Here is a 23,246-nt window from a genome sequence, read left to right on the forward strand (position 1 = left end):
TCGAAGGGACGAGTGTCGGCTCCGAGGTGGGCGGCCGCGACTCCCTATGACGGTCAGAGCGGATCGAACCGGACCGGGACTTCGCAGGCGGATCGGCCCCCGCGGGAGCGGCGGTGCGGAGTACCGGCGGGCCGTGACCGACAACTGGCACTCCATCGGTCTACCCCCGGAGGCCCTCTCGGAGATCGAGGCTGCCGGGATAGACCTTCCCGACCTCGACGCCGTACGCCGCTACCGGTTGGACCGTGTCCGGAGCCGGTTACGGGAACTCGACTACGCGGGGATCATCCTCTACGACCCGGTTCACATCCGTTACGCGTCCGATACCACCAACATGTCGCTCTGGACCGCTCACAACCCCTGCCGGTATCTCTGGGTCGGCGCAGAGGGTCCCATGATCCTGTTCGACTACGGTGCGGCCGCCTACCTGGCGGGGCACGCCGATCTGGTTCACGAGGTGCGGCCGGCCACCCAATGGATGTACGAGTTGTCCGGGATCGAGATGGACCGGAACCTGCGGCGTTGGTCCGCGGAGTTGGCTGCCCTGGTAGCGGAACACGGGGGCGGGAACCGGCGGGTGGCGATCGACCGAGCCAGCCCGGATGCCATTCATGCTCTGGATCGGCAGAGACTCCAACTCCGCAACGGTGGGGAGGTCATGGAGGTGGCTCGTTCGGTGAAGAGCCCGGAGGAGGTGACGTTGATGAGGGCTGCGATCGCCGTCACCGATCACTCCCTCGACGCCATGCGTTCGGCCCTCGAGCCGGGTATCACCGAGCTCGAGTTGTGGGCCGTGCTCCACTCCGAGAACATCCGCCGCGGCGGCGAGTGGCTGGAGACGCGCCTCCTGTCGTCCGGTCCGCGCACCAACCCCTGGTTCCAGGAGGCCGCGCCCCGGGTGATCGAGGACGGTGACCTCGTAGCGTTCGACACCGACCTGATCGGTCCGTACGGCATGTGCGTGGACATCTCGAGAACATGGATAGCCGGTGACAGACCACCGAACGCCAACCAGCTGGACGTCTTCGGGCGGGCGGAGGAGATGATCCATCGGAACATGGCGATGCTCCGGCCCGGCATCACCTTTCGCGAGCTGACATTCGACACCTTCGTGCCCGACATCGAGGAGTTCCACCACTACACCACCCAGTTCCACGGGGTCGGCATGGCCGACGAGTGGCCCATGATCGGGTTCCCCCACACGTGGGAGCAGTCCGGCTGGGATGGTGTGGTGGAGGCCGGGATGGTGCTGTGCGTCGAGACGTTCGTGGGTCGGCGAGGTTGGGGTGAGGGGGTCAAGCTGGAGCAACAGGTGCTGGTGACGGATCGCGGAGCGGAACTCCTTTCGGGCTACCCTCTCGGCCTGCGATGACGTACCCGGCACGGTGATCGACTTCGACAGGACGCCGGTTCCCTTCGAAGAGGGAGACACTGTTCTCACCGCTGTCCTTCGGACCGGTCTGTGGCCGTGGCGAGGGTGCCTCTGCGCCGAGGGTGACTGTCCCTACTGCCTGGTCACTCTGGAGGGAACCTCGTACGTGCGCGCCTGCCGGACCCCGGCGGTCGAAGGCATGAGGGTCGAGTCGCATCCGGCAGGCGGGTACCCGGCTCTTCCTCCTCCCACTCGAACGGCCACCCCCGGGAGTGCGGTCGGCTTCGAGATGATCCACTGCGACACCGTGGTGATCGGCCAGGGCCGTTCGGGGAGGGCCGCGGCTGCTGAGGCATGTGACCGAGGTCGCAGGGTGGTCACCCTCGATGCGTCGGTCGGCCGGGAAGCGGTCGGCGTCTACCCCGGCCTCGAGGTAGTAGCCCGGACACCGGAAGGCATGGCTCGGATCTTCTGCGAGGAGGTTGTTGTAGCGACCGGGTCGGTGGAGGTGCAGCCGGTCTGCCCGGGGAACCGGCTGGCCGGCATCCTGACCAGGAGGGCAGCCGAGAGGCTGGTGGCCGCGGGCGTGGAGTTGGGAAGGGTGGTGTCGGTCGGTGTGCCACCGGATGGAGTCGACCACGAGCCTGCCCGGGGCAGGTTGGCACGCTTCGTCGGCGACGGGACCGTGGAGCGGGTGGTGACCATTGACGAGGAGACCGGAGCCGAGCGTACCTATCCGTGCGATACCGCTGTGGTCGGTCTCGGGTCCGGCCCTAGGGATACGCTCGCCCGGATGGCCCATGGTCTGCCGGGAGTGCGCACGGTGGGGAGCGCAGCCGGATCTCTCGACCGGCCGCCCGTGCCGGAGGCCGGCGTGGTCTGTCCGTGTTCCGAAGTCACCGTGGATGACCTCCGTTCGGTGTGGGACCGCGGATTCCACGAGTTGGAGCTGATCAAGCGGTCCACACTGGCAGGCACGGGCGCCTGCCAGGGGGCGGTCTGCATGCCGCACGTGCGTAGTTTCGCGGCCGCCGACGGGCAGGAACTCCCTCCGTCCTTTACCGCGCGTCCGGTGGTCACCCAGATCACGATGGGCGAGGCCGCGGCGGGCTGGTACCACCACGCCGACCGGCGGACCGCCCTCCACGACGAGCATCTCGCACAGGGAGCCGTGATGGAACGATCCGGGGGTTGGTGGAGGCCCTGGACCTACGGCGACGCCGACCGCGAGTACTGGGCGGTCAGGTCCGGGGTGTCGATCTGCGACGTGAGCACCTTGGGAAGGATCCTGGTGTCCGGCCCTGACGCGGAGGCGTTTCTGGAACGCATCTACCCGGCCACCATCACCCCGATCAGCCCCGGCCGCGCAAAGTACGTCCTTGTGCTCGACGAGCGAGGCTACGTGTTCGACGACGGGCTGGTCTGCCGAGAGGATGCGAATCGGTTCCTTCTCACCGCCACGTCGGCCGGCGCCGGTCATTTCGAGATGTGGCTGCGCGACTGGGCCGATGCCTGGAGTATGGATGTGAGGATCCTGGACCGCACCACGTCGTGGGGGGCGGTAAACGTGACCGGACCCCGGTCCCGTGAACTCCTCTCCCGGCTGGGCGAAGGCGGCCGGTTGCCGTCCTTCATGGGTCATACCCGGATGGAGGTGGCGGGTGTCGCCTGCCGGGTCATGAGGATGAGCTTCACCGGCGAGATCTCCTACGAACTCCACCACCAGGCGAGTCGGTCGCAAGGACTCTGGCGCGCTCTGATGGAGTCCGGCGCGGATCTCGACGTGTGGCCGCACGGACTCGAGGTGCTTGAGGAGTTGCGGCTCGAGAAGGGCCACATCCTGGTGGGGGTGGACAGCCTGTCCGATTCCACACCCCGCCGGTTGGGCCACGGATGGGCGGTGAGGATGGACAAGGGGGAATTCGTCGGCCGCCACGCCGTTTCCAGGACCTCGCAGATTGAACCGGACAGGTTGCTGGTGGGTCTGGAGATGGGTGGTGCGCCGCCGCCCCAGGGCGCCATCCTGCGTGTGAAGGGCGACTATGCCGGGTTCGTGACCTCTTGCGCATGGTCACGGGTGCTGGGCCGCTCGGTGATGCTGGCCTGGCTGCACGCGCGGGACGGCGGGTTCGGCGGCGACATCCTGATCGAAGGGCGTCCGGCCCGGAGGGCGCCGGTGCCCTTCTACGACCCGGAGGGCCTACGTGTCCGCGCCTGAACGCTTCGAGCGGATCGAGGCCACCCGGATCGTGGCCGACCCGGGAGCACTCGACGAGATCGAGGCGCCGGACGGTGGCCACCTGCTTCGCCTCGCGCCGGACGATCTGCTGGTTCTACCGCCCCCGGATCAGGTCGACGTGGCCGACCGGTACGCCATCATCGAGCCCGAGACCGGCTTCTCGGGGGCGTGGTTCGATAGCTCCGAGCTGCCCCGGCTGCAAGCCTTGTCGGCCTGGGAGTTCCCCCTGCACCGTCCGGCTCTCGCCCAGGGGCACCTGGCGGGCATACCGGTCAAGACGCTCTTCTACGTCGGCGGCGTGCTGGTCCTGGTTCCCGCGGTGCTTGCGTACCGCCTGGAGGAGCGCCTCGGCCCGCAGGATCGGCCGGAATGAACGAGTTCATCGAAGCCCAGGTGGCCTTCGGATGGGAGGAACTGCGTTCGTCCTACGACGTGGTGATCGTGGGAGGCGGCGGGCACGGTCTGTCGACCGCCTATCACCTCGCTACCCGCCAAGGGATAACGAACGTGGCGGTGCTTGAACGCGGTTACATCGGCTCGGGCAACTCGGGTCGCAACACCACCGTGATCAGGGCCAACTACGGCATCCCCGAGGCGGTCCGCTTCTACCAGCGGAGCGTCGACCTCTACTCCAGGTTGGAGGACGAGACCGGGCGCTGGATCATGCATGACCGCAAGGGACTCTTGTGGCTGGTCCACGGGATTCCCGGCACGCGTAACGAAAGGGCACGGTCCATCGTCAACCAGGCCTTCGGCGCCGACACCGTGTACGTGACACCGGAGGAAGTGGGCGAGATCTGCCCGGAGGTCGACCTGAACGCGGGCGGAGGCGAGTACCGGGTGACCGGAGGATCCTACAGCCCCCACGCAGCGACGGCGCGCCACGATCGGGTGGTGTGGGCCCTGGCGGAGGGCGCTATGAAGCGGGGTGTGCACGTCCATCAGCGGACCGCGGTGACCGGCTTGCTCAAGGCCGGGGACCGGGTCACGGGTGTGCTGACCGACCGGGGACCGGTGGCGGCCGGAGTCGTCGTGAGCGCGGTGGGAGGCCACGTATCGACCCTGGCGGCGATGGCCGGGGTGAGGCTCCCGATCCGCACCCATCCCCTCCAGGCCTTCGTCACCAACCACCACGCCCGGTCCTTCCGTCCGATCGTGGCCTCGGCCGAGATGGGTTTCTACGTCAGCCAGACGCCGAGAGGGGAGATGCTCCTGGGTGCCGGCATCGACAGCCAGCCCAGCTACTCGTACCGTTCCAGCTACGAGTTCCTCTCGTACTGCTCGCTTCCGGCGGTGACGCTGCTGCCGTTCCTGCGGGACCTGACCATCCTGCGCCAGTGGAGCGGAGTCTGCGACATGTCGGTGGACATGTCCCCGATCATGGGGTACACGGGCGTGGACGGGTTCCTGGTCACTACCGGGTGGGGGACCTGGGGCTTCAAGGGAATCCCCGCTGGCGGCGAGCAGATGGCGGAACTAATAGCCACCGACCGCACCCCCGAGCTCATCGCCCCGTTCTCTCTCAACCGCTTCAAGGAGGACCGGCTGATGTTCGACCCCGGTTCGACGGGGACGACCCACTGATGGTCCTGCGTCTCGCCTGCCCGCACTGCGGCCCCCGCCCGGTCGAAGAATGGGTGTACGGCGAGGTTCCCGACCCTCCGGACTACCTGACCGGGGCCGACGAACGGGACGTTGACCGCGGCTTCATGATGGGCAACACGGAGGGTGTCAAGGTGGAGCGCTGGTTCCACTCCGGAGGTTGCCGCCGCTGGCAGACCATCACGCGGGACACCACCCTCGACTAGGAGGGCCACTCGGTTACCGCCGACGGCTCAGGCGCTTGCGAACGGCGCATCGGGAACGCCCGTCGCGCCGGCGTCGATGGCGAGCAGGTCCCCGTCACCGGGCTGGCCGGTAGGTGGATGGCTTCCCCCTCCGCCGATCGAGGTGACGAACAGGGTCCCGAGATCGCGGCCGCCGAACGCGGTCATGGTGGGCTTGGTCACGGGTACGTCGATCCGGCGGTCCAAGCGTCCGTCGGGGGCGAAGCGCAGCACCGCGCCGCCGTGCACGGCGGCCACCCAGAGGCAGCCCTCGGAGTCGACGCAGGCCCCGTCGGGCCGTCCCGGCAGGCCGGAGAACTCCGTGAACACGGTCTCGTTGCGGGCCGTCCCGGTGTCGAGGTCGTAGTCGTAGGCCCAGATCGTGGAGTGGAGGGAGTCCGCGAAGTACATGCGGTCCCGCTCAGGGTCGAAGGAAAGGGCGTTGGGAACCCCCACCTCTCGCCGGATGACAGAGAATGATCCGTCCCCTTCGATCCGGTACAGTTGCCCGGTGAAGCGCCGGTCCGCCGCCACCTCGTACATCGATCCGACCCAGTAGCGGCCGGCCGGATCGGTGCGCCCATCGTTCAACCGGTTCCCGGTGCCGGGAGTTTCGAGGGTCACCCACGGGGTGACGGTCCCGCTCTCCCAGTCGAACCAGACGAGTTCGTTCTCGGCCGCGATCAACAGCCGTCCCGCCTGCCCGGTGCGGACCATTGACCCGGGCCGTCCCGGAATGGACCTCGTCTCATCGATACCGGTCTCCGGGTCGTAGCGGTGAACCAGCCGTCCGTCGATGTCCTCCCAGTAGAGCACCGACTCCTCCGGGCTCCATAGCGGGCACTCGCCCAGCAGCGCACCCGCCCGTACCGCGACGTCAATCGTTACCAAGATGGCCTCCGTTTAGTCGAATCGGCATCATCACCCCGACCCTTCGTGGCCACAGCCTAGGAGGGTGCTGAGAACCCCTACAAAGGGGTTCGCGCGATGCCATACGACTCTCCGAACAAGTGATTTGCGACCGGCGAACCCCGCAGAACCCGTTTCTCAGCACCTGCCTAGATCCTGATGACCAGACTCCCGACGTGACGCTTGGCCAGGAAGGCCTCCTGGGCGGGATGGATGTCCTCCAACCGGTACACGCCACCGACGACGGCCCGGACTCGCCCGCTCTCGATGTAGCCGACCAGGTCCGCAAAGACCTGCGGCTGGTAGACGGTGGCGCCGTGCAGCGTCAGGTCCTTGAGGTACAGGGTCCGCAGATCGAGTTCCACCATCGGTCCGGCAATCGCCCCGGAGGTCACGTAGCGACCCCCTCGCCGCAAGGCCTCCAGCCATCCGCCGAAGTCGGCGCCGCCCACCACGTCGGCCACCGCGTGGAAGGGGCCCCCGTTGGCCTCCACGGCGTCTTCGGGGACCCGGTCGGCATGCCGGGCCACGATCCGGTCCGCCCCGAGAGCGGCCACCTCATCGCGCTTGGAAGCGCTCGTAATGGCAACCACCCGGGCACCCCGGAGCTTGGCCAGCTGGACCAGGGCGCTGCCCACTCCGCCGGAGGCGCCGGGCACTGCGACCGTCTCGCCACTCCCCAGGCCGACCCTTTGCAGCATATGCTCGGCGGTGGACCACGAGCACGGGAAGGTGGCCAGTTCCACGTCGGAGAGGTCACCGGAGACCGGATGGACGTTGTCGCTCGGCACCGAGCAGTACTCGGCGAACCCGCCGTCGCGTTCGCTTCCCAGATAACCGGTCGATTGCGAGTCGCCTGAGGGGCGGCCGCCTCGCAGCCAGGGATCGACCAGGACCCGCCGTCCGACGATGTCGTCGGAGACGCCCGCTCCGACCTCGGTCACCGTTCCCACAACATCGGCCCCCTGGATGCGCGGGAAGGCCAGTCCTCCCCGACTCCAGCCGGCGTCGTGGAGGTCGGCCTCCCCGTGGGCGGAACCGGTGGTGCCACTGGTCACAGCGCGGCTGTACCAACCCACCCGGGTGTTGATATCGGTGTTGTTCACGCCGCAGGCGGCCACGCGCACCAGTACCTCGCCGGGCGCGACCTCCGGGACCGGCACATCGTCACGGACCTCCAGCATCTCCGGCCCGCCCACTCCCAGCAGCAGAGCCGCGCTCATGGTCCGGGACCGGGAATGATGGCGGCCTTGCTTCACCACAGCTGGGTTGCCGCAGTCTCGGTGTAGTAGAACGGGCCCTCCCGGAACTCGAATGGAGCGCCGTCGTAGCCGTTGAACCGGAGCGCCTCCTGGGCTCGGATGTCGTAGAAGGGCTCCTGTTCCAGCATCAGCTGGGCGACGGCCTCCGCGGTCGCCAGCCGCTGGACGCCTCCGCCCCCGAACCCGGTCGCCACGAACAGGCCCTCGGGGCCGAAGCGTCCCACCAGCGGCCACGCGTCCGGAGTCGACGCCAGCACGCCGGCCCAGCCACCCGCCACCCTGGCATCGCGGAGGCTTGGGACCCGCCTCCGGAGGAGCCCCAGCCACTCGGTCGCTGTCTCCGGATCGGGATGGCGGGAGAATCGGTCCACGTCCACGCCGATATCGGAGGGAGGGAGACCTAGGAGCAAGGTCCCGGGAGAGCGAGGCATCACGTAGTGCCCGGCCTCGAACTCGGACATGAACCGGAGGCCGCCATGGTCGCCCACCACGATCACCGCTTGAAGGACGAAGCTCTCGGTGGGCAGGAAGATCCGGCTCCGGGCCAGCAACGTTGCCGACCATGCCCCGGCGGCCACCAGGACCCTGGGCGTTGTGACATGGTGGCCGGACGCCACCACACCCGACACGTGGCCGCCGTCGACGGCCAGCCGGTCAACCGCGCAACCTTCCCAGATCTCGGCCCCCGCGTTCCTGGCCATGCCCGCCAGGACCACGCTCAGGGTCTGGGAGAACACGAACCCGTCGGTTCCGGTGTAATAGCCGCCCGCCAGGTCATCCGTCCGCAGGTTCGGCCAGCGCGAGGCGATAATGTCCGGATCGAGGTACTCGCCGGCCACCCCCAGCCGGGCCGCCGGATCCACCCTCGCCCTTAGAGCACTTGCCCCCTCTTCGCTGGTGGCCATCTGCAAGCCGCCCACCACAAGGAACCTGACCATCCCACCGCTCACCCGGTCCAGCTCGTCGATGATGGCTCTCGTCCTGAGCAGGACGGCCAGGTTGGCGGGCGAGGTCGACTCCTGGGGGATGTGGCCCGCCGCCAGGGCGCTGGACTCCGAGGCGATGGTGCCGCGCTCCAGAACCGCCACCCTGAACCCGCCCTCCGCCAGCTTCCATGCTGCGAGCAGGCCGGGTAGTCCGGCGCCGATGACCACCGCGTCGTATCGCATCGGCCTCGCTCAGCGCGGCGCGCCGGCCCGGAAGGGAGCGGGTCCGATTGCGGTCAAGTGACCCCCACCGATTCCGGGTCACGCGCGAGACGTTCCAGCCAGGAGCTGTCCGGGCTCACGATCTCGTCCCCCTCTGTCAGCTGCGCCGTGGTCTCGGGCCACTTGGGGCCGGCACCGGTGAACAGGCACACCACCGTCTCGCCCTCCCGGATGATGCCGTCCCTCGCCAGCGCCCATGCGCCGGCCAGCGAAGCCGCCGAGGAGGGTTCCGGGCTCAAGCCCGCGGAAGCCGCATAACGGGTGGCGGCCACCATCTCGGGATCCGTCAGGTCGATCGCCTGCCCGCCAGACTCCCGCATCGCCCGCAGGGTCATCGAGCCGCCGGTCGGGTCGCCGATCGACAGGGCGATCGTCTGCGGATCCTCGATATAGGGGACGGTGTCCGAGCCCTCCCGGAAGGCCCGAACGATCGGGTTGGCCGCGGTCGGCTGGACGCCGTGAACCTTCGGGATCGAATCCGTCCAACCCAGCCGGGCCATCTCCCCGAACGCCTTCCAGGGTCCGTACAGGCCATCCCCTGCCGCGATCGGCACGATGTAATGGTCCGGGACCCGCCCGAGCGCCAGCACCGCGTCGTAGGCCATGGTCTTATAGCCCTCCATGCCGTAGGGCGTGGCCACCGGGTTGGGAGTCATGTAGGTGGAGGGATACCAGCCGTGGTCGCGCACGAAGCTCTCGAGGGGCGGGCGGCGATCCATCTCCACGATCACGGTGGCGCCGAACAGCCTCATCCAGCGGCGTTGCACCTCCGGCGCCCTGGGATCGACCAGTATCGCGCACTGCAGGCCGCCGCGGGCCGCGTAGGCGGCCGCGCTCATGCCGTGGTTCCCGGTGGTGGAACAGGCCACCCGGCGGTAGCCGAGTTGGCGCGCCATCGACTGCGCCACCGAGTGGAAGCGGTCCTTGAAAGAATAGGTCGGGTTCACCGTCTCGTTCTGGATCCATAGATCGGCGACCGGGTTGGCGTCCGACCGGGGAAGAAGCACCAGCGGGGTGCGGCCCTCACCCAGGGAAATGACCGCCGACTCTTCCCTTACCGGTAGCAGCTCCCGGTATCGCCATATCGACCTATCGGCCCGATCCCGCCAGTCTCGGTAGGAGACGGCGGCAGCCACGCGGTCCTCGTCGTAGACCGTTTCGAGGGCGCTGCCGCAGTCACGGCACCCGAAGAAATAGCCACCCAGATCCGTCTCCAGGTGGCATACGACGCATCGTAGGCCCTCGGCGAACATCCCTATCCCTCGGCTCGTCCGGCGGGAGGATAACTGTTCTCCGGCGCGCCCGATGGAGACGAAAGGCCCATCCTCTTCCGGTCTCCATATACTCCGATCAGGAGACCGGAAGGAGGAACGGGTGGCGACAGGCGACCGAGGACCGAACGAGAGCCTTATCGGGGTTCCCGGATCGCGTCACCAACTGGGTACCCCTTCGCTGGTCATCGATGTGGACATCATGGACGCCAACATCGCGTCGATGGCCGCGCACGCCGCAAGCCACGGTTACGAGGTGAGGCCGGTCGGCAAGATCCACAAGTCGATCGAGATCACCCGCCGCCAGGTGGAGGCGGGGGGTCGCGGACCCTGCTGCGCCACCCTGGCGGAGGTTGAGGTGATGGTCGACGCCGGGTTCAGCGACGTGATGCTGTTCACCTCCGTGGTCACTGCTCCCAAGCTGGACCGGCTCGCCGAGGTCAACGCTCGCGCCGAGGGGTTGATCGTTTGTGCGGACCACGCCGCCAACGTCGTCCAGATAGGGGAGGCGGCCCGCCGTTCGGGCCGGCCGATCAAGGTACTGGTCGACCTGGAGACGGGGAGCTACCGCACCGGGGTGGTCGGCGAGGATGCGGCGGTGGCGCTGGCCCGTCTGATAGTGGACACCAAGGGTCTGGAGTACGCGGGCGTGCAGGGCTACACGGGCCATCACATGAACACGGCGGACTACGAGGCTCGCCGGGCCCGGGGACTGACGGTCGTGGAACCGGTGGTACGGGCGGTTGAGCGGCTCCGGACCGAGGGCCTCGAGCCGGAGATCGTGTCCGGAGGCGGGACCGGCAGCCATGCCTTCGACCACGAACTGGACGTCTTCACCGAGATCCAGGCCGGCACCTACGTGCTCATGGACACCAACTACTACAGCGTCGTCCAGCGGCACGACGAGCCCAGTCCCTTCGGGCCGGCGCTGTTCGTGCGGACCACTGTCATCAGCAATTGCCAGCCCGAGTTCGTCATGACCGACGCCGGCATCAAGGAGGTGGACGTGATCTTCGGGATCGAGAACCCGGCGATCCTGCGCGGTGCCCCGCCCGGGGCTGTCTACGAGATGGCCGGCGATGACATGGGCAAGATCCGGTTCGCGAATCCCGGCCAGGACCGACTCGAGGTCGGCGACGTGGTGGAGATCCTGGCCTCCCACTGCTACCAGACGATCGTCCTCTACCGTTACTTCCACGCGGTGAGCGGCGACACGCTGGTGGACATCTGGCCGGTAGACGCCTACGACAACTGGTAACCGGGGCTTTCCTCCGCAGGCATCGTTCTGAGCGGGCCGGAGTTCACGACGGGAACCTATCGAGTGTCAGGTCGATGTCGAGAGTCTGGTCGCCTCTCTGCAAGGTGACGGTTATCGGGTCATCCGCCCGGTAACTCCGCAGCCTGGATACCAGCTGGGGCATGGACCTCACAGCGACCCCGTCCAGCGCCACGATCACGTCGCCGTCCTCTGCACCGGCATCTCCTATGGCGGACTCCTCGAGGAGGCTTATCTCCACCCCGAGCGGGGACTCCACTCCGTCATCGAGTTCACTGAACGCCGAACTGCCCCTTACTCCCAGGAAGGCGTGCCGAACCTCGCCTTCTGACATGAGGTCGTCGACGATCCCTTCGACCAGGCTGATGGGAACGGCGAATCCCAGACCCTCGGCGCCCACGTCGCTCAGCCCGATGGCGGTGGTGATGCCGAGCAGGCGACCGTAGACATCCAGGAGGGCGCCCCCGCTCGATCCGCGGGTTATGGGAGCGTCGGTCTGGAGCAGTCCGTAGAGGCTTTCGCCGGTGAGCGGATTGGTCACCAGACTCCGGTCGAAGGCGGAGATGACCCCTGCGGTCACCGATGGGCCGCCATCGAGTCCCAGGGGGTTGCCCACCGCGATGGCGGGTTCGCCGGTCCGCAGGCCCTCCATCGATCCGAATCGAATGTACGGGAGGTTGCCCGCCTCGACCTTCAGCACGGCGATATCCATGAGCGGGTCGCTGCCGATCAACTCCGCCGGGTAGGACAGGCCGTCCGACATGATCACCTTCAGGGTGAAGGCGTCGTCGATCACATGGTGGTTGGTGATGATGAAGCCGTCGGGGCTCATGACGACACCGCTTCCCGAGCCGGCACGGTTGGACTCCTCGTCGAGACTCTGGACGGTCACGATCGAGGGAATCGCCTGGGAGGCCACCACGGCCACCAGGTCGGTCGGGGCGAACACCGGAACCGTGACCTCGTCCGTGGTCGCGGATTGGAGGGGTTCCGTTTCGGTCAGAGCCGGAGTGGTGGTCTCGTCGACTAGCGACCGCTCGGCACTGCCGCTCGTGGCTGCCGGCGGCCGGGTCGGAGCGGGGGTGTTGTCGGACTGAACCGGGGTCTCCGCCGGAGCCGGACTGGAGACGACCTCCCGCACCTCTACGACCTCGGTGATTCGGACGACCTCGCGATCGAAGGCCCCTGCCAGCCACAGGGCCGTCGTGGTGGCGGCGGCCGCCAGCAGCGCCGAACCCAGGGCGAGCGGGAAGCGGGAACGGCCGCGGTCCCGTACCCGGTGGGGTGGTCGGATGTCCTTCTCCTCGTGGCTGTGCGGAGACGAGGGCGGGTCGAGGGGATCCATTGACCGCAGATTCTACGATGCCGTGGGTCTTACACGCCCTAGAGGAAGCCTCTCGGGATCGAGGTGTGCCAGGTGCGGGAGAAATGGGGCTTGCCGCCGGCCCGGACCGCGGTTGCCGTGACCGCGTGGAAGGAGTCGGATCCCCCGGCCACGCGGGTGGAGCTTCTGACCTCGGTCCGGGAAGCTCCGTGGTCGACATCGAGGCGGTATCCGGCCTCCACGCTCGAGTTGGCCGGGTCGGCCCGGTCGGTGGTGACCTTGAATTCCAGGTGGGTTTCGACCCGGGCGCCGTTGTCGGTGGTGATGTCGCCCCCCATCGAGATCACCACGCTCACCTCGGTGCCGGCGAGGTCTTCCACCAGGTCCCACCGCAACGGCTCCGTGCCGCCCAGCGGATCGGGCAGCGGGTGGGCGGGCCGGTATTCGGGCGGTGGAAGACCGGAATCGGGCCGGCTGACGACCGGGAGACCGATCCTGGACGGGTGATCGGTGTCCATGTGGATGGTGTTGACGGCGCTCTGCGGCAGGGGCCAGACCAGTGGGAAGTCCGAGCTGGAGACCATGATGCCCATACGGTGGCCCGCCTCGAACACGTAGGAGGTGGCTTCCAGTTCGACCGTGAGTTCGGTGACCTCGCCAGGCACGAGGGGCTCGGGATCGGTCCTGGAGTTCCGCTGGGAGGCGTTCTTGATCCCCCTGGATACCAGGGCCCAGGGACCGTCGGGATGGACGTCGACCAGCTTGACCGAGAAGGCGGTCACCTCGGCGGTCGAGGAGACGTACAGGGTGGCATCCGGGAGCCCGGTGACTTCAAGGTCGGCCTCGAGCGGCTCGCCCATGAACACGGCGGAGCCGGGCGCATCCCGGCGCTGGTCGAGGGGGAGGCCGGTATCCGCTCCGAACCCGGTTAAGAGGCCCATCGTCGCGGTGCCCACCGCTGGGTCGTAGGCATAGGAGACGCGGTCCTCCGTCCCTCCCGACGGCGCGTCGCCGTTCAACCGTCCATCGGGATGGAAATAGAGGGTCTCGTCCGCGGCCCTGGCGAGCGGCCACTCCGCCTCCGAACGCCAGAAGCCGTTGGCCCCCTGCCGGCGAGCCCGGGGCTGGTCGTAACCCCGCACCCAGATGCTGACGGGTGGTTCGTCCGAAATGCCGGTGTCCTCTCCCTTCAGGTGCAGATCGAACCAGCGGACGATCTCGTGCAGGTGGTCGAACCGTTCTCCGGGCGTTCCGATGTTGGGGGCGATGTGGAGGTAGGGGCCCATCATCAGCTTCTTGGGCACGTCCGGGCTCAGGCCCGCATACATGTGGAACGGGTCCGAGACGAAGATGTCGTGCCAGCCACCGATGATGAAGGTGGCCGCCCGGATGTTCTTGAGCCCGTACCGGACCGAACCCTCCTGCCACACGGGACCGTCCACCGGGTTGCGCATCCAGGTGTCGAGCCAGGGCTCGTTCCCGGCGAGGTGCTCCTCCCAGATCTCCAGCCAGGCGCCTTCGGCGTCGGCGGCGGGCGGTGCGCCGGACAGGGCGATCATCATGGCGTTATAGGCGCCCGTCCAGATCGACGTCTGCCACATCCCGCCCGGATGGCTGTTCTCGTAGTGGTCCCAGCCGGCGTAGATCGGAGCGATGGCCTTGAGGCTGGGTGGGGCCTGGGCGGCCGTGAGCAGGGCCGAATACCCGCCGTAGGACACCCCGGTCATTCCCACCGCGCCGGTGCACCACGGCTGGGATGCCAGCCACTCCACCGCGTCGTAGCCGTCCTCCCACTCCTGGAGTCGCAGCATCCGGTCGCACGCGCCCGCCGAGGCGCCCGTCCCGCGCACGTCGAGCAGGGCGGTCACGTATCCGTGCGCGGCGTAGTAGTTGGCGCGGTCCACCGTCAGGCCCCGCAGCAGGTCGTCCTTGCGATACGGGTAGTACTTGACGATCACCGGAGCGGGCTCGTCCGACTCCGGGTAGAACAGGTCGGCGGACAGATCGACGCCGTCCCGCGTCGGGATACGAACGTTGGGCCGGGTCCGGGCAGGGCCGGGCCGTTCTGCGAGCCAGGCGGTCACGGACCTCACGCTACACGGTTGCTGTCCACTGTCCAGAGGCGGTCGATCGGTATCGCCAGAATGCGGCCTTCGGGCCGGGTGGTCCACTCGCCCGTATGGAACACGACCCCGACCCTGAACCGGTCACCGAGTTCGTCGCGCAGCGTGCGCAATCCGCGCCCGCTCTCTCTGGACCATCCACCACCCGCCTTGACTTCGAAGGCGGCTACCGAACCGTCCCTTTGCTCGACCACGAGGTCCACTTCGGAGCCGCCCCGCGTGCGCCAGTGCCCCACGGTCGGCGTGTGATCCATCCAGGAGACCTGCTTCAGCACCTCGCCGACCGTGAAGGTCTCGATGAGATGGCCGAACTGCTGCAGGGCGGTCGGCTCGCGCCGGCCTAGTCGATCCGCCGACAGGCCGAGGAGGCGCGCTGCCACGCCTGAATCCACGATGTGGAGCTTCGGGTGCCTCGTGATCCTGGCCCGGAGCGTCGTGCCCCACGCCGGGAGCCGGCGGGTCAGGAAGGCAGCCTCCAGGAGTCCGGCGTAGTTATGGGCGGTCTTCTGTTTCAGCCCTGCCATCTCACCGGCGGAGGTGATATTGAGCACCTGGCCGGTTTGGGAGGCAAGCCTGCGGAAAAGCCTGTCGAGGGCACCTGCGTCCCGGATACGCGAGAGTTCGTCGGAGATGCGTTCGAGGGCCAACCCGACGTAGTTGTCGAACCACCTTTCTCTAGCGGCCGGGGCCATTCCGAGGATCGGCGGGAAGCCCCCAGCCACCACCCGTTCAATGTACTGCTCGCGGGTCGTGAACGAGCGGTACCCGTCATGCAGGGCTTCCGGATCGTCGAACAGCCTCTCGACCAGGTTCTCTCGGACACCGACGATCTCACCCTGGGAGAAGGGAAACAGCGGCAGCCGGTAGAGGCGACCGGTAAGAAACCGCGACATCTCGGGAAGGACCGCGGCGCTCACCGTAGAGCCGGTGAGGACGAATTGTCCGGGTGATCCGTCTTGGTTGAGTTGATTCTTGATGGCGCCGAGCAGGTCGGGAACATGCTGGTACTCATCAATGAGGATGGGTCGGGGACCGGTCACCAGGAGCCGCGGATCATCGCGGCCCGCCGCGCGGGTGATGGGATCGTCGAGATCGATCATGTCCACTCTCGATGACGAAGCTAACGCCTGAAGTAGAGTGGTCTTGCCCCCGGAACGAGGTCCCTGTATCAGCACGACCGGGATCTCGTTCATGCGGAGCCGGACGATCTCCTCGAGCCGACGTACGATCCGATCCGCCACGGCCGAGCCACCCCTCTCCTCGAGTTTTCCAGCCTGTTTACACGATTGGTGGACCGTATCTTACATGAATGGCCTAGAAGTTGTTACACGATTGGCCTATTAGGTAGTGGAAAACGGGCTGGGCCTCGCGTCAGCGGGTGTGGGTCCTGCTTCAAGCAGCGCGGCCGGGTCTGATAGAGTGTCGCCAATGCTCCCCGCCGTTCCGGTCTTCGGACTTGAACTGGCGGGGATTATCAATGAGGGACCCTACGAAAGAGTTGAGATCCCGAGGGGAAGTGTCCCGCTGCGACTTGCTGCCCCGAGTGTTGGCTGGTTCGCCCCGTCGCGGTGCTGCCGGTCATACGGCCCGGCGCAAGTTCATGGTAGGGGGTCGTCGGAGGCGAACTTCCGCAGCACGTTGGCGGTGATCCGCGACACGTTGTTGTCGTAGTCGTTATAGGAGAGGGCGGCGCCCCAGGCGATCGACCCGGTGGTGAACACCGCGCCGCCGTTGGGGTACTCGAAGTACACCATGTCGGCCCGTACCTGATCGTTGGTGGTGCCCGTCTGCTCGGAGTTCATGTGCATGACCTCCTCCACGACATGATGGAAGGTGTCATCGAAGTCGGTTGCGGTAGCCACGACCAGGGCGTGGGGCGGGGTTCCAAGGGCGGGATCGGCCCGGTCGATCTCGTAACCCGCGGCACCCCATCCCAGGTTGAGCGTGTCGAAGTCGCCGATCACCTCGTCCTCGCCGATTCCCTCGAAGATGAAGGCAGCTCTCGGATCGAAGCTGCCGGGGAGGCGGCGGTACGCCGAGTTGATCCCGCTCCCGCCCTGGCCGGTCATGCCCACTCCCACCAACCGCTGGGGCGCCCAGCCGCGGAACCGCCACAAGCCTCCCGGTTCGCCTGTGGTGCTGTGATGGCTCTCGGCATGCTCGGTTCGCCATGACCCGGTGCCGTTCCAGCGGCGCACCTCGATGACGTGGGGGCGCTCGGGATCGACCGAGGTGATCCAGTAGAGGCCGTTACCTCCCAGGTACATGAAACGACCACCCGCGTTCAGGTAGGCCTCCAGGGCGATGAGCATGTCCTCGGTCCAGTACTCCGGATGGGCGTCCGAGACCACCACGTTGTATCCGGACAGCAGTTCCAGCCCGTCGAAGTGCACGTCCTCGTCGGTGATCAGGTCGAAGTCGAATCCCTGGCTCTCCATCCAGTCCATCTGGTGGAGGTTGGCGGACAGCAACACCGGCCCGCCCATGCCCTCGCCCACCGTCCGTTGTTTGTTGTTGGGCCGGAAGTTGAGGATGGGTTTGCGGCTCGACGAGTAGCAGATGCCGCTCCCGTCGGTGTGCAGGTCGTAGAGGCCGCCCAACTTGTTCTCGACCATGTAGTGCTCGTGCGGGAGGACCGGGAACGGGACGTCCACCCCCTTGCCCTCGAGATACTCGATGAGGACCGGGTTGTTGGCCATGTGCTCGTTGGCATAGGCCAGGAAGGTATAGGTGCCGAGCAGGAAGGCGATCCGAGCGGTCGGCGCCCCGGTCCCGGGCCTGACCGCGAACGGGATGTAGTCCTCGGCGTCGTCGGTGGTCAGCCGGAAGGCGTACATGGCGCTCTTCAGATCTTCGGGCACCACGTATTCGAAGTCGGTCTCCCACCGGGCATCGTCCAGGTCGTCGTCGTTGAAACGGATGGCGGCGTACTGCTCGGGCGCTCTGTGGAAGATCACCTCCCGCCCGGTCCAGTTGTGACCGGTAACGGCCCGGACCGGCATGTTGATCGCCTTCCCGTGGAGCCCGTTGGGGGAGCTGTCGGTGACGGTGGCGGTAGAGAAATCGCGGCCGAAGTCCCACGCAGCGATCAGGTCCTCGTCTCCGGCCAGGGACGAGCGGTCCTCTCGCAGCGCGGCGATCTCGCCCGGCGCCAGCGCGCGCCCGACGATGGTCGGGTTGTCGATCTTGCCGTTGTAGAGGCCGCCGACCGTGCCCGGTACGTTCTCGGGACCGAGGCTGCAGCCGCCGATGAGCAGGCCGGTGCCGGAGTGACCCGGTGCCACTGCGGCCGTTGCCCCGGCCTCCGCCGCCGTGTCCTGTAGCGGCCAGTGGTCGAGCGGGGTCTGGTAGACGCGCATCGAACCGTCTTGCGAGTCGTAGACACCGGCGGCGAAGTACCACTTGGCATCCCGCATGGACACTCCGGCGCTGACCGTATCGACGGTCTCGCCGTCGCCGACCCGAAGGGACACGGCGCCATCCCCGTCCACGAACAGCCCGTAGCCGATGCCCGCGTTGCAGTCCCACTTGGTGACCACCCCTTGCGGGCCCTTTCCCACGGTGGTCGGGTAGATCCATGCCTGGATGGTGAAGCTACCGTCCGGCTGGAGGCGCGGATCGTCGGGTACCGCGACGAACGAGCCGGGATGGAGTTCCTGGATCCTCCCCGGATACTCGCCGTTGGCGGCCGAGTCGAGGTCGTCGATCTTGGATCCCGGTCCGTCCGGGTTGTCGTCGCCGTGGATCAGGCGGACCAGCTGGGCACGGAAGCTCGGCGCCCGGCAACTGACCTTGAAGCTCACCGTCTCGCCGGGCTGGGCCCTCAGCCTGTCCGCGTAACCTACGATCTCCACTTGCCAACCTCCTGAACCACGGGCAGGGACCAGGATAGGACGTTGATCAGGATCGCCCGGTCAGCCGGACCTCAATCCAGGTTGTACCAGGACAGGGCCTCCGGCGTCAGGAACTCACGGAGTCCGTTCACGATCCACTGCTGCCCCTCGTCCTGGAAGGCGTACACGTCCTCAGGGCGATGGCCGTCGGGTATCCCGCGGGCGAACATCGTCAGGATCAGGAAGTCCGATCCATCCTCCGCGGCGCCGGTCTCGAGCCTCCCGTACAGGCGTCCCCGGCGCTTCCCCGCCTCGTCCACCATGGCGTACTGGGTAATGATCCGCATCGCCTCCATGTCCAGATACGAGCCCCGGTTCGCGGAGAACATGCTTGCGACCCGGTCCAGCCTGCCCGGACCCTCCCAGAGACCCTCCGCCGGCAGCTGGAAGCGGTAGGAGATCTCGCACTGGAGCGGCTTGAACTCGCCCAAGCCGGCGGCGTCAGCGAAGTCGATCAGACCCTGCAGGGACTCCGCGAAGTCCGAGCGCAGCGAGGCATAGCCGGGATAGGGGATGACCGCCCCGTTGCCGGCGTGCGGGCGGGTCACCCGCCAGTTGCGGGCGAACCAGTTGCGCTGGACCTGGACCAGCCCGCTCCCGTCCTCGCTGCTGAACCACCGGCGGATGTTCGTTATCGGACTGGCGGATGGAAGGGCGACCAAGGCACCGTCCGGTGCCTCGATGAACGGCTTGTGGGGCGCCTTCTCCTCGTCGTTGGGGAACTGGGCGTACTTCTGGTCCCGGAGGTCGTCCAGTTCGTAACGCAGCATGCGGTGGAGTTCCTCGAACCCCACGCTGAACGCAACCTCGACCAGCGCGGTGGTGGACGAACTCTCCAGATCTAGGGGCACGCGTACTCCCACGGTTGTCGGCCGGGTGCTTCGGGGAGAATACCAGTGACCGGCGGTCATCTACTTCTGGCAGCCGCGCACCGTTTTGCTGCCAGGGTTAGGCTGGCGCGGGAGGCAAGGGGAGCGACCATGGGAGTTTCGGGGCGGGTAGCGGTCGTCACGGGCGCCGCATCAGGTCAGGGCCGCGCTACGTCCCTGCGGCTGGCCGGCGAGGGTGCCCTGGTGGCCGCGCTCGATGTCGACACCGCGGGACTCGCCAGTCTGGTGGACGAAATATCCGATACGGGGGTCCGCTGCCGGGGACTCGAGGTGGACGTGTCCGATGCGGGGGCCGTAGGCGCGGCATTCACCGAGATCGAGGCCGACCTGGGACCGGCCTACGTGCTGGCTGCGGCCGCGGCGATCTACCCGCCGGGCGTGCTCTCTCACCTCCGCGATCCCGATGAGACCGCCCGGATCTTCGACGTGAACCTGATGGGGGTCGTCCACTGCGCCAGCGCCGCCACCCGCCAGATGATCGAGGAAGGCCGCGGGGGGCGGATCATCCTGTGGTCTTCGATCGGGGCCGGTGCCGTCATTGCCGGTCATGCCGCCTACTGCGCGGGCAAGGCCGGCATCGAAGGCCTCGGACGGGCACTTGCGGCCGAGCTCGGACCGTACGGGATCACTGTCAACACCATCGCGCCGGGGGCCATAGACACCCCCATGCTCTCCGACACGCCGCCCGATCCGGCCTACTACGAGGTGCTGCCCGCCGGCCGGGCCGGTACGCCCGACGAGGTGGCGCATCTGGTCAGCTACCTGTGCTCCGACGCGTCGGGGTTCATGACCGGAGCGGTGCTGGCTCTCGACGGCGGTCTGAGCGGCGTGAACGGGGCGGTCCGGCCGGACGTGTGAAAGACGGCCGTCATCGGTCAACGGAAAGCCGATCCACATCAGGAGGTCCAACCATGAAGAACGCGGTTACGGTCACCGGCCTCGTTCCGGCCGACCGGATCGGTCGCACGCTGCCCCACGAGCATCTTTTCGCCACCATGACCTATGCCTACCCGGCAACCGGCGAGGAGTCCTACCGGCCCATCACGATCGACCGGCTGGGCGAGATCCGCTCGGACCTGATGACCAACGCCAACAACATCCACCTCGACAGCAGCTGCGGGCAGGCGCTGGAGTTGAAGAAGGCGGCCGATGCCGGCATCGACACGCTGGTCGAGTTGACCACCGAGCCCATCGGCAGGAATCCCGAACGGATGGTCGAGGTGTCCGAGTTCACGGGCGTCAACGTGATATCGGGAACGGGCCAGTACCTGGCCCACCACCAGCGCCCTTGGGCCCTGGAGGCGTCCAGGGAGGAGCTGGCCGAGCTGATGGTCCGCGAGTTGACGGAAGGGATCGGCGACACCGGGATCCGGACCGGCGTGATCGGGGAGATAGGGCTCTTCGAGCCGGTCCGTCCCGCCGAGTTGAAGGTTCTGGAGGCGGCGGTCCTGGCCCAGCGCGCCACGGAAGCTCCCCTCTGGGTGCACCTGATGAACGTTCCGGTGGCGGCCGACGCGCTGGCGGTGTTCGACGAGTACCAGCCGATCTACGAGAAGACGGCGTTCTGCCACATGGACTTCGACATCCGCGATCTCACCTGGCACGAGCGGGCGATGGATCGGGGTATCAGCGTGGAGTTCGACTTTTTCGGCTCCGTGTGGCTACCGGTCGATCACTACGTCCACTGCCCGACCGACCCGCAACGCCTGGCGGTGCTGGCGGACTGGTCGGAGCGAGGCTACGCCGATCGTGTGCTCATCAGCCACGACGTATGCACGAGGGTGCAGTTCACCTCCCACGGGGGTTACGGGTACGCCTACATCCCGACGATCGTCCCAAGGCTGATGGACCAGATGGGCATCGACCAGGAGTTGCTGGACGTATGGATGATCGACACCCCCCGCCGCCTCCTCGCGTGGGCGGATTAGGCATCGTAGACTATTGATAGTCTCCAGGAGGAGCCTGTACCATGTTCAGACGCGCCGTTCATCCCGGGCAGATCCTCAGGGATGAACTGACCGAGTTGGGGGTGACACCTACCTCCTTCGCCCGCCAGATCGATGTGCCACCCAATCGGATCAGCCAGATCATCGCCGGCAAGCGATCGGTGACGGGTGACTCTGCTCTGCGCTTCGGCCATTGGTTCGGTGTCGATCCTCTTTCTGGCTGAACCTGCAGGCTCAATACGATCTGGACGTAGCCGAGCGCGGCGTCGGTGAAGCTGTGAGTGAGTTGCCAGCGGCCGTTCGAAGCGCCTGAGGTGATGGTGCCGGCACACCGGAGCGGGCTACAGCTCGACGGGTAGGCCGACCGACGATCCCCACTCGGTCCACGAGCCGTCATAGACCCGTAAATGATCCCAGCCGAGTATCTGGGTGGCGGTGAACCACAGCGAGGATGCCCGATGGCTCAGCCGGCAGTAGGCGACCACCTCGTCGGTCTGGTCCGGGGCGGCCCCCACCGATCGGAACACCTCTTCGAGCTCCGCCGGCGTCTTGAGGGTATTGTCCTCATTGAATAGCCGTCGCCACATCAGATGCCGGGCCCCAGGAATGCGACCGTGCCGCTCGGCGCCGTAATCGAATCCGGTACCGGGCTTGACCCGCTCGCCCGAGTATTCGGATTCGTACCGCCCGTCGAGGATCACCAATCCCGGCTTGCCGAGAGCCGCCTTCACTTCCTGGCAGAAGATCCGTGTCGAGTCATCACGGTCAGTCCGCCGCGGTTCGTAGCGAACCGGGGCGAAGTCCGGCACATCTTTGGTGAGGGTCCTTCCGTCGAGTTGCCATCGCTTCTGCGATCCGTCAAGGACGCGCGCATCGGGATGGCCGGTCATGGCCTTGGTCACCCAGTAGGCGAACATGGCGTACTGGTTGCGTCCGCTGTAGAAGACCACGGTCGTCTCGGGGGATATCCCCTTCGCTCCGAACCGCTCGGCCATCAACTGTGGTGTGGGGAACTGGCGGTCCCGGTCATGCCAGAACATGTCCTTCCAGTACCAGTTGACCGCACCTGGAACGTGGCCGTCCCGGTACTCGTCCATATCCGCCTCGTACTGGATCTCGACTACGCGCGTCAGCGGATCGCCGAGACGCTCCTCGAGCCAGTCTCCTGAAACGAGGGGGGTGATTGGTTCAGTCATCAGAGGGACCTCCGATCGAGAGATGAATGTACATGTCGCCCACTCGTCAGAAGGGCTTGAAAATCATCAGGGCCAGGATCACGGTCGCGGTCACGCGGAGGTAGATGCCTCCCCGGCGCACCCTGGTCCGCAACCGGGCGATTTCCGCGGCTCCCTCCCCGGTTGGCTGCGTGCCTTCTCGCGCGTGTTCGATGATCCGGGCCAGAGTGGGGTTCTGGACGGTGATCGAATACGTGAAGCTCCCGGCGAAGAGGACGATCGACACCAGCAACCACATCCTGTCGAACAGGGCATAACCTCGTTCGACCATCAGCCCGATCCCGGACACGAGCACCAGCGCCGACAGGGGGATGGCGGTCGTGCTGGTGAGCAGGCGGACCACCCGGGTGGCGAACAGGCCGTGATCGGTGCCGGCGCCCTTCCTGGCGATCCTGCCGAACACGAAAGTGGGGCCGATCCCGGCCATCGCGCCGAATAGGTGCAGGAAAAGCAGCAGACCGAACAGATCCAC

Annotated in this window: 20 protein-coding genes; 9 read left to right on the forward strand and 11 right to left on the reverse strand. The window is 67.1% G+C overall.

The features are described from left to right. The first annotated feature begins 46 nt into the window (after positions 1-46). From ACOQPD_RS13995 to ACOQPD_RS14015, 5 genes are read left to right on the forward strand one after another with little or no spacing between them, the layout of a single operon-like run. Complete coding sequence (locus ACOQPD_RS13995) at positions 47-1,372, forward strand: M24 family metallopeptidase (protein WP_420612574.1); 1,326 nt, start codon at positions 47-49, stop codon at positions 1,370-1,372. Positions 1,373-1,385: 13 nt separating this feature from the next. Continuing rightward, positions 1,386-3,590 carry a 2Fe-2S iron-sulfur cluster-binding protein gene (locus ACOQPD_RS14000; RefSeq protein ID WP_420612575.1) on the forward strand — a complete coding sequence of 735 codons (2,205 nt, stop codon included), beginning with the start codon at positions 1,386-1,388 and terminating at the stop codon, positions 3,588-3,590. Then, positions 3,577-3,984, forward strand: coding sequence for a hypothetical protein (locus tag ACOQPD_RS14005; protein ID WP_420612576.1), 408 nt, complete (start codon positions 3,577-3,579; stop codon positions 3,982-3,984). The genes ACOQPD_RS14000 and ACOQPD_RS14005 overlap by 14 nt, the downstream gene beginning before the upstream one ends. Then, positions 3,981-5,195 carry an FAD-dependent oxidoreductase gene (locus tag ACOQPD_RS14010; protein WP_420612577.1) on the forward strand — a complete coding sequence of 405 codons (1,215 nt, stop codon included), beginning with the start codon at positions 3,981-3,983 and terminating at the stop codon, positions 5,193-5,195. The genes ACOQPD_RS14005 and ACOQPD_RS14010 overlap by 4 nt, the downstream gene beginning before the upstream one ends. Further along, positions 5,195-5,419: a sarcosine oxidase subunit delta gene (locus ACOQPD_RS14015; RefSeq protein ID WP_420612578.1), complete on the forward strand. Its 225-nt coding sequence runs from the start codon at positions 5,195-5,197 to the stop codon at positions 5,417-5,419. Before ACOQPD_RS14010 ends, ACOQPD_RS14015 begins: the two co-directional genes overlap by 1 nt. Positions 5,420-5,446: 27 nt before the next feature. Here the strand turns inward: ACOQPD_RS14015 and ACOQPD_RS14020 are convergent, their stop codons facing one another. From ACOQPD_RS14020 to ACOQPD_RS14035, 4 genes are all read right to left on the reverse strand, one after another. Then, the gene (locus ACOQPD_RS14020; protein WP_420612579.1) at positions 5,447-6,328 is read right to left on the reverse strand and encodes an SMP-30/gluconolactonase/LRE family protein; all 882 of its coding nucleotides are present in this window, start codon (positions 6,326-6,328) and stop codon (positions 5,447-5,449) included. Positions 6,329-6,495: 167 nt separating this feature from the next. Beyond that, positions 6,496-7,569 carry an alcohol dehydrogenase family protein gene (locus ACOQPD_RS14025; RefSeq protein WP_420612580.1) on the reverse strand — a complete coding sequence of 358 codons (1,074 nt, stop codon included), beginning with the start codon at positions 7,567-7,569 and terminating at the stop codon, positions 6,496-6,498. A 32-nt stretch (positions 7,570-7,601) separates the two neighbouring features. Then, positions 7,602-8,777 carry an NAD(P)/FAD-dependent oxidoreductase gene (locus ACOQPD_RS14030; RefSeq protein WP_420612581.1) on the reverse strand — a complete coding sequence of 392 codons (1,176 nt, stop codon included), beginning with the start codon at positions 8,775-8,777 and terminating at the stop codon, positions 7,602-7,604. A 53-nt stretch (positions 8,778-8,830) separates the two neighbouring features. Further along, positions 8,831-10,069: a threonine synthase gene (locus ACOQPD_RS14035; RefSeq protein ID WP_420612582.1), complete on the reverse strand. Its 1,239-nt coding sequence runs from the start codon at positions 10,067-10,069 to the stop codon at positions 8,831-8,833. Between the two features lie 121 nt (positions 10,070-10,190). On the opposite strand from ACOQPD_RS14035, the gene ACOQPD_RS14040 reads away from it, so the two are divergent. Continuing rightward, positions 10,191-11,345, forward strand: coding sequence for an alanine racemase (locus tag ACOQPD_RS14040; protein ID WP_420612583.1), 1,155 nt, complete (start codon positions 10,191-10,193; stop codon positions 11,343-11,345). A gap of 43 nt (positions 11,346-11,388) precedes the next feature. Here the strand turns inward: ACOQPD_RS14040 and ACOQPD_RS14045 are convergent, their stop codons facing one another. The 5 genes from ACOQPD_RS14045 to ACOQPD_RS14065 all read right to left on the reverse strand — a co-directional run bounded on the left by ACOQPD_RS14045 (position 11,389) and on the right by ACOQPD_RS14065 (position 19,554). Beyond that, positions 11,389-12,708 (reverse strand): S1C family serine protease, encoded by a 1,320-nt coding sequence (locus ACOQPD_RS14045; protein WP_420612584.1) that lies wholly within the window; start codon positions 12,706-12,708, stop codon positions 11,389-11,391. A gap of 38 nt (positions 12,709-12,746) precedes the next feature. Then, positions 12,747-14,771, reverse strand: a complete 2,025-nt coding sequence (locus ACOQPD_RS14050; protein ID WP_420612585.1) for a CocE/NonD family hydrolase — start codon at positions 14,769-14,771, stop codon at positions 12,747-12,749. Between the two features lie 5 nt (positions 14,772-14,776). Beyond that, complete coding sequence (locus ACOQPD_RS14055; RefSeq protein ID WP_420612586.1) at positions 14,777-16,051, reverse strand: ATP-binding protein; 1,275 nt, start codon at positions 16,049-16,051, stop codon at positions 14,777-14,779. Between the two features lie 357 nt (positions 16,052-16,408). After that, positions 16,409-18,664 (reverse strand): N,N-dimethylformamidase beta subunit family domain-containing protein, encoded by a 2,256-nt coding sequence (locus ACOQPD_RS14060; protein WP_420612587.1) that lies wholly within the window; start codon positions 18,662-18,664, stop codon positions 16,409-16,411. A 71-nt stretch (positions 18,665-18,735) separates the two neighbouring features. Continuing rightward, positions 18,736-19,554, reverse strand: a complete 819-nt coding sequence (locus ACOQPD_RS14065) for a hypothetical protein (protein WP_420612588.1) — start codon at positions 19,552-19,554, stop codon at positions 18,736-18,738. Between the two features lie 129 nt (positions 19,555-19,683). Here ACOQPD_RS14065 and ACOQPD_RS14070 point away from each other — a divergent pair, with 129 nt between their 5' ends. Genes ACOQPD_RS14070 through ACOQPD_RS14080 form a run of 3 tightly spaced genes read left to right on the forward strand, consistent with a single transcriptional unit; the run spans position 19,684 to position 21,763 of the window. Continuing rightward, positions 19,684-20,451, forward strand: coding sequence for an SDR family NAD(P)-dependent oxidoreductase (locus ACOQPD_RS14070; protein ID WP_420612589.1), 768 nt, complete (start codon positions 19,684-19,686; stop codon positions 20,449-20,451). Between the two features lie 53 nt (positions 20,452-20,504). Next, positions 20,505-21,521 (forward strand): phosphotriesterase family protein, encoded by a 1,017-nt coding sequence (locus ACOQPD_RS14075; protein WP_420612590.1) that lies wholly within the window; start codon positions 20,505-20,507, stop codon positions 21,519-21,521. A gap of 41 nt (positions 21,522-21,562) precedes the next feature. Continuing rightward, the gene (locus ACOQPD_RS14080; RefSeq protein ID WP_420612591.1) at positions 21,563-21,763 is read left to right on the forward strand and encodes a HigA family addiction module antitoxin; all 201 of its coding nucleotides are present in this window, start codon (positions 21,563-21,565) and stop codon (positions 21,761-21,763) included. Between the two features lie 117 nt (positions 21,764-21,880). On the opposite strand, the gene ACOQPD_RS14085 is transcribed toward ACOQPD_RS14080, so the two are convergent. Together ACOQPD_RS14085 and ACOQPD_RS14090 are read right to left on the reverse strand one after the other, a co-directional pair. Beyond that, positions 21,881-22,735 carry a sulfurtransferase gene (locus ACOQPD_RS14085; protein ID WP_420612592.1) on the reverse strand — a complete coding sequence of 285 codons (855 nt, stop codon included), beginning with the start codon at positions 22,733-22,735 and terminating at the stop codon, positions 21,881-21,883. A gap of 46 nt (positions 22,736-22,781) precedes the next feature. Continuing rightward, positions 22,782-23,246: a DUF2269 family protein gene (locus tag ACOQPD_RS14090; RefSeq protein ID WP_420612593.1), complete on the reverse strand. Its 465-nt coding sequence runs from the start codon at positions 23,244-23,246 to the stop codon at positions 22,782-22,784.

Origin of the sequence: Candidatus Spongiisocius sp., assembly GCF_965221825.1 — a bacterium.
Taxonomy (GTDB): domain Bacteria; phylum Actinomycetota; class Acidimicrobiia; order Spongiisociales; family Spongiisociaceae; genus Spongiisocius.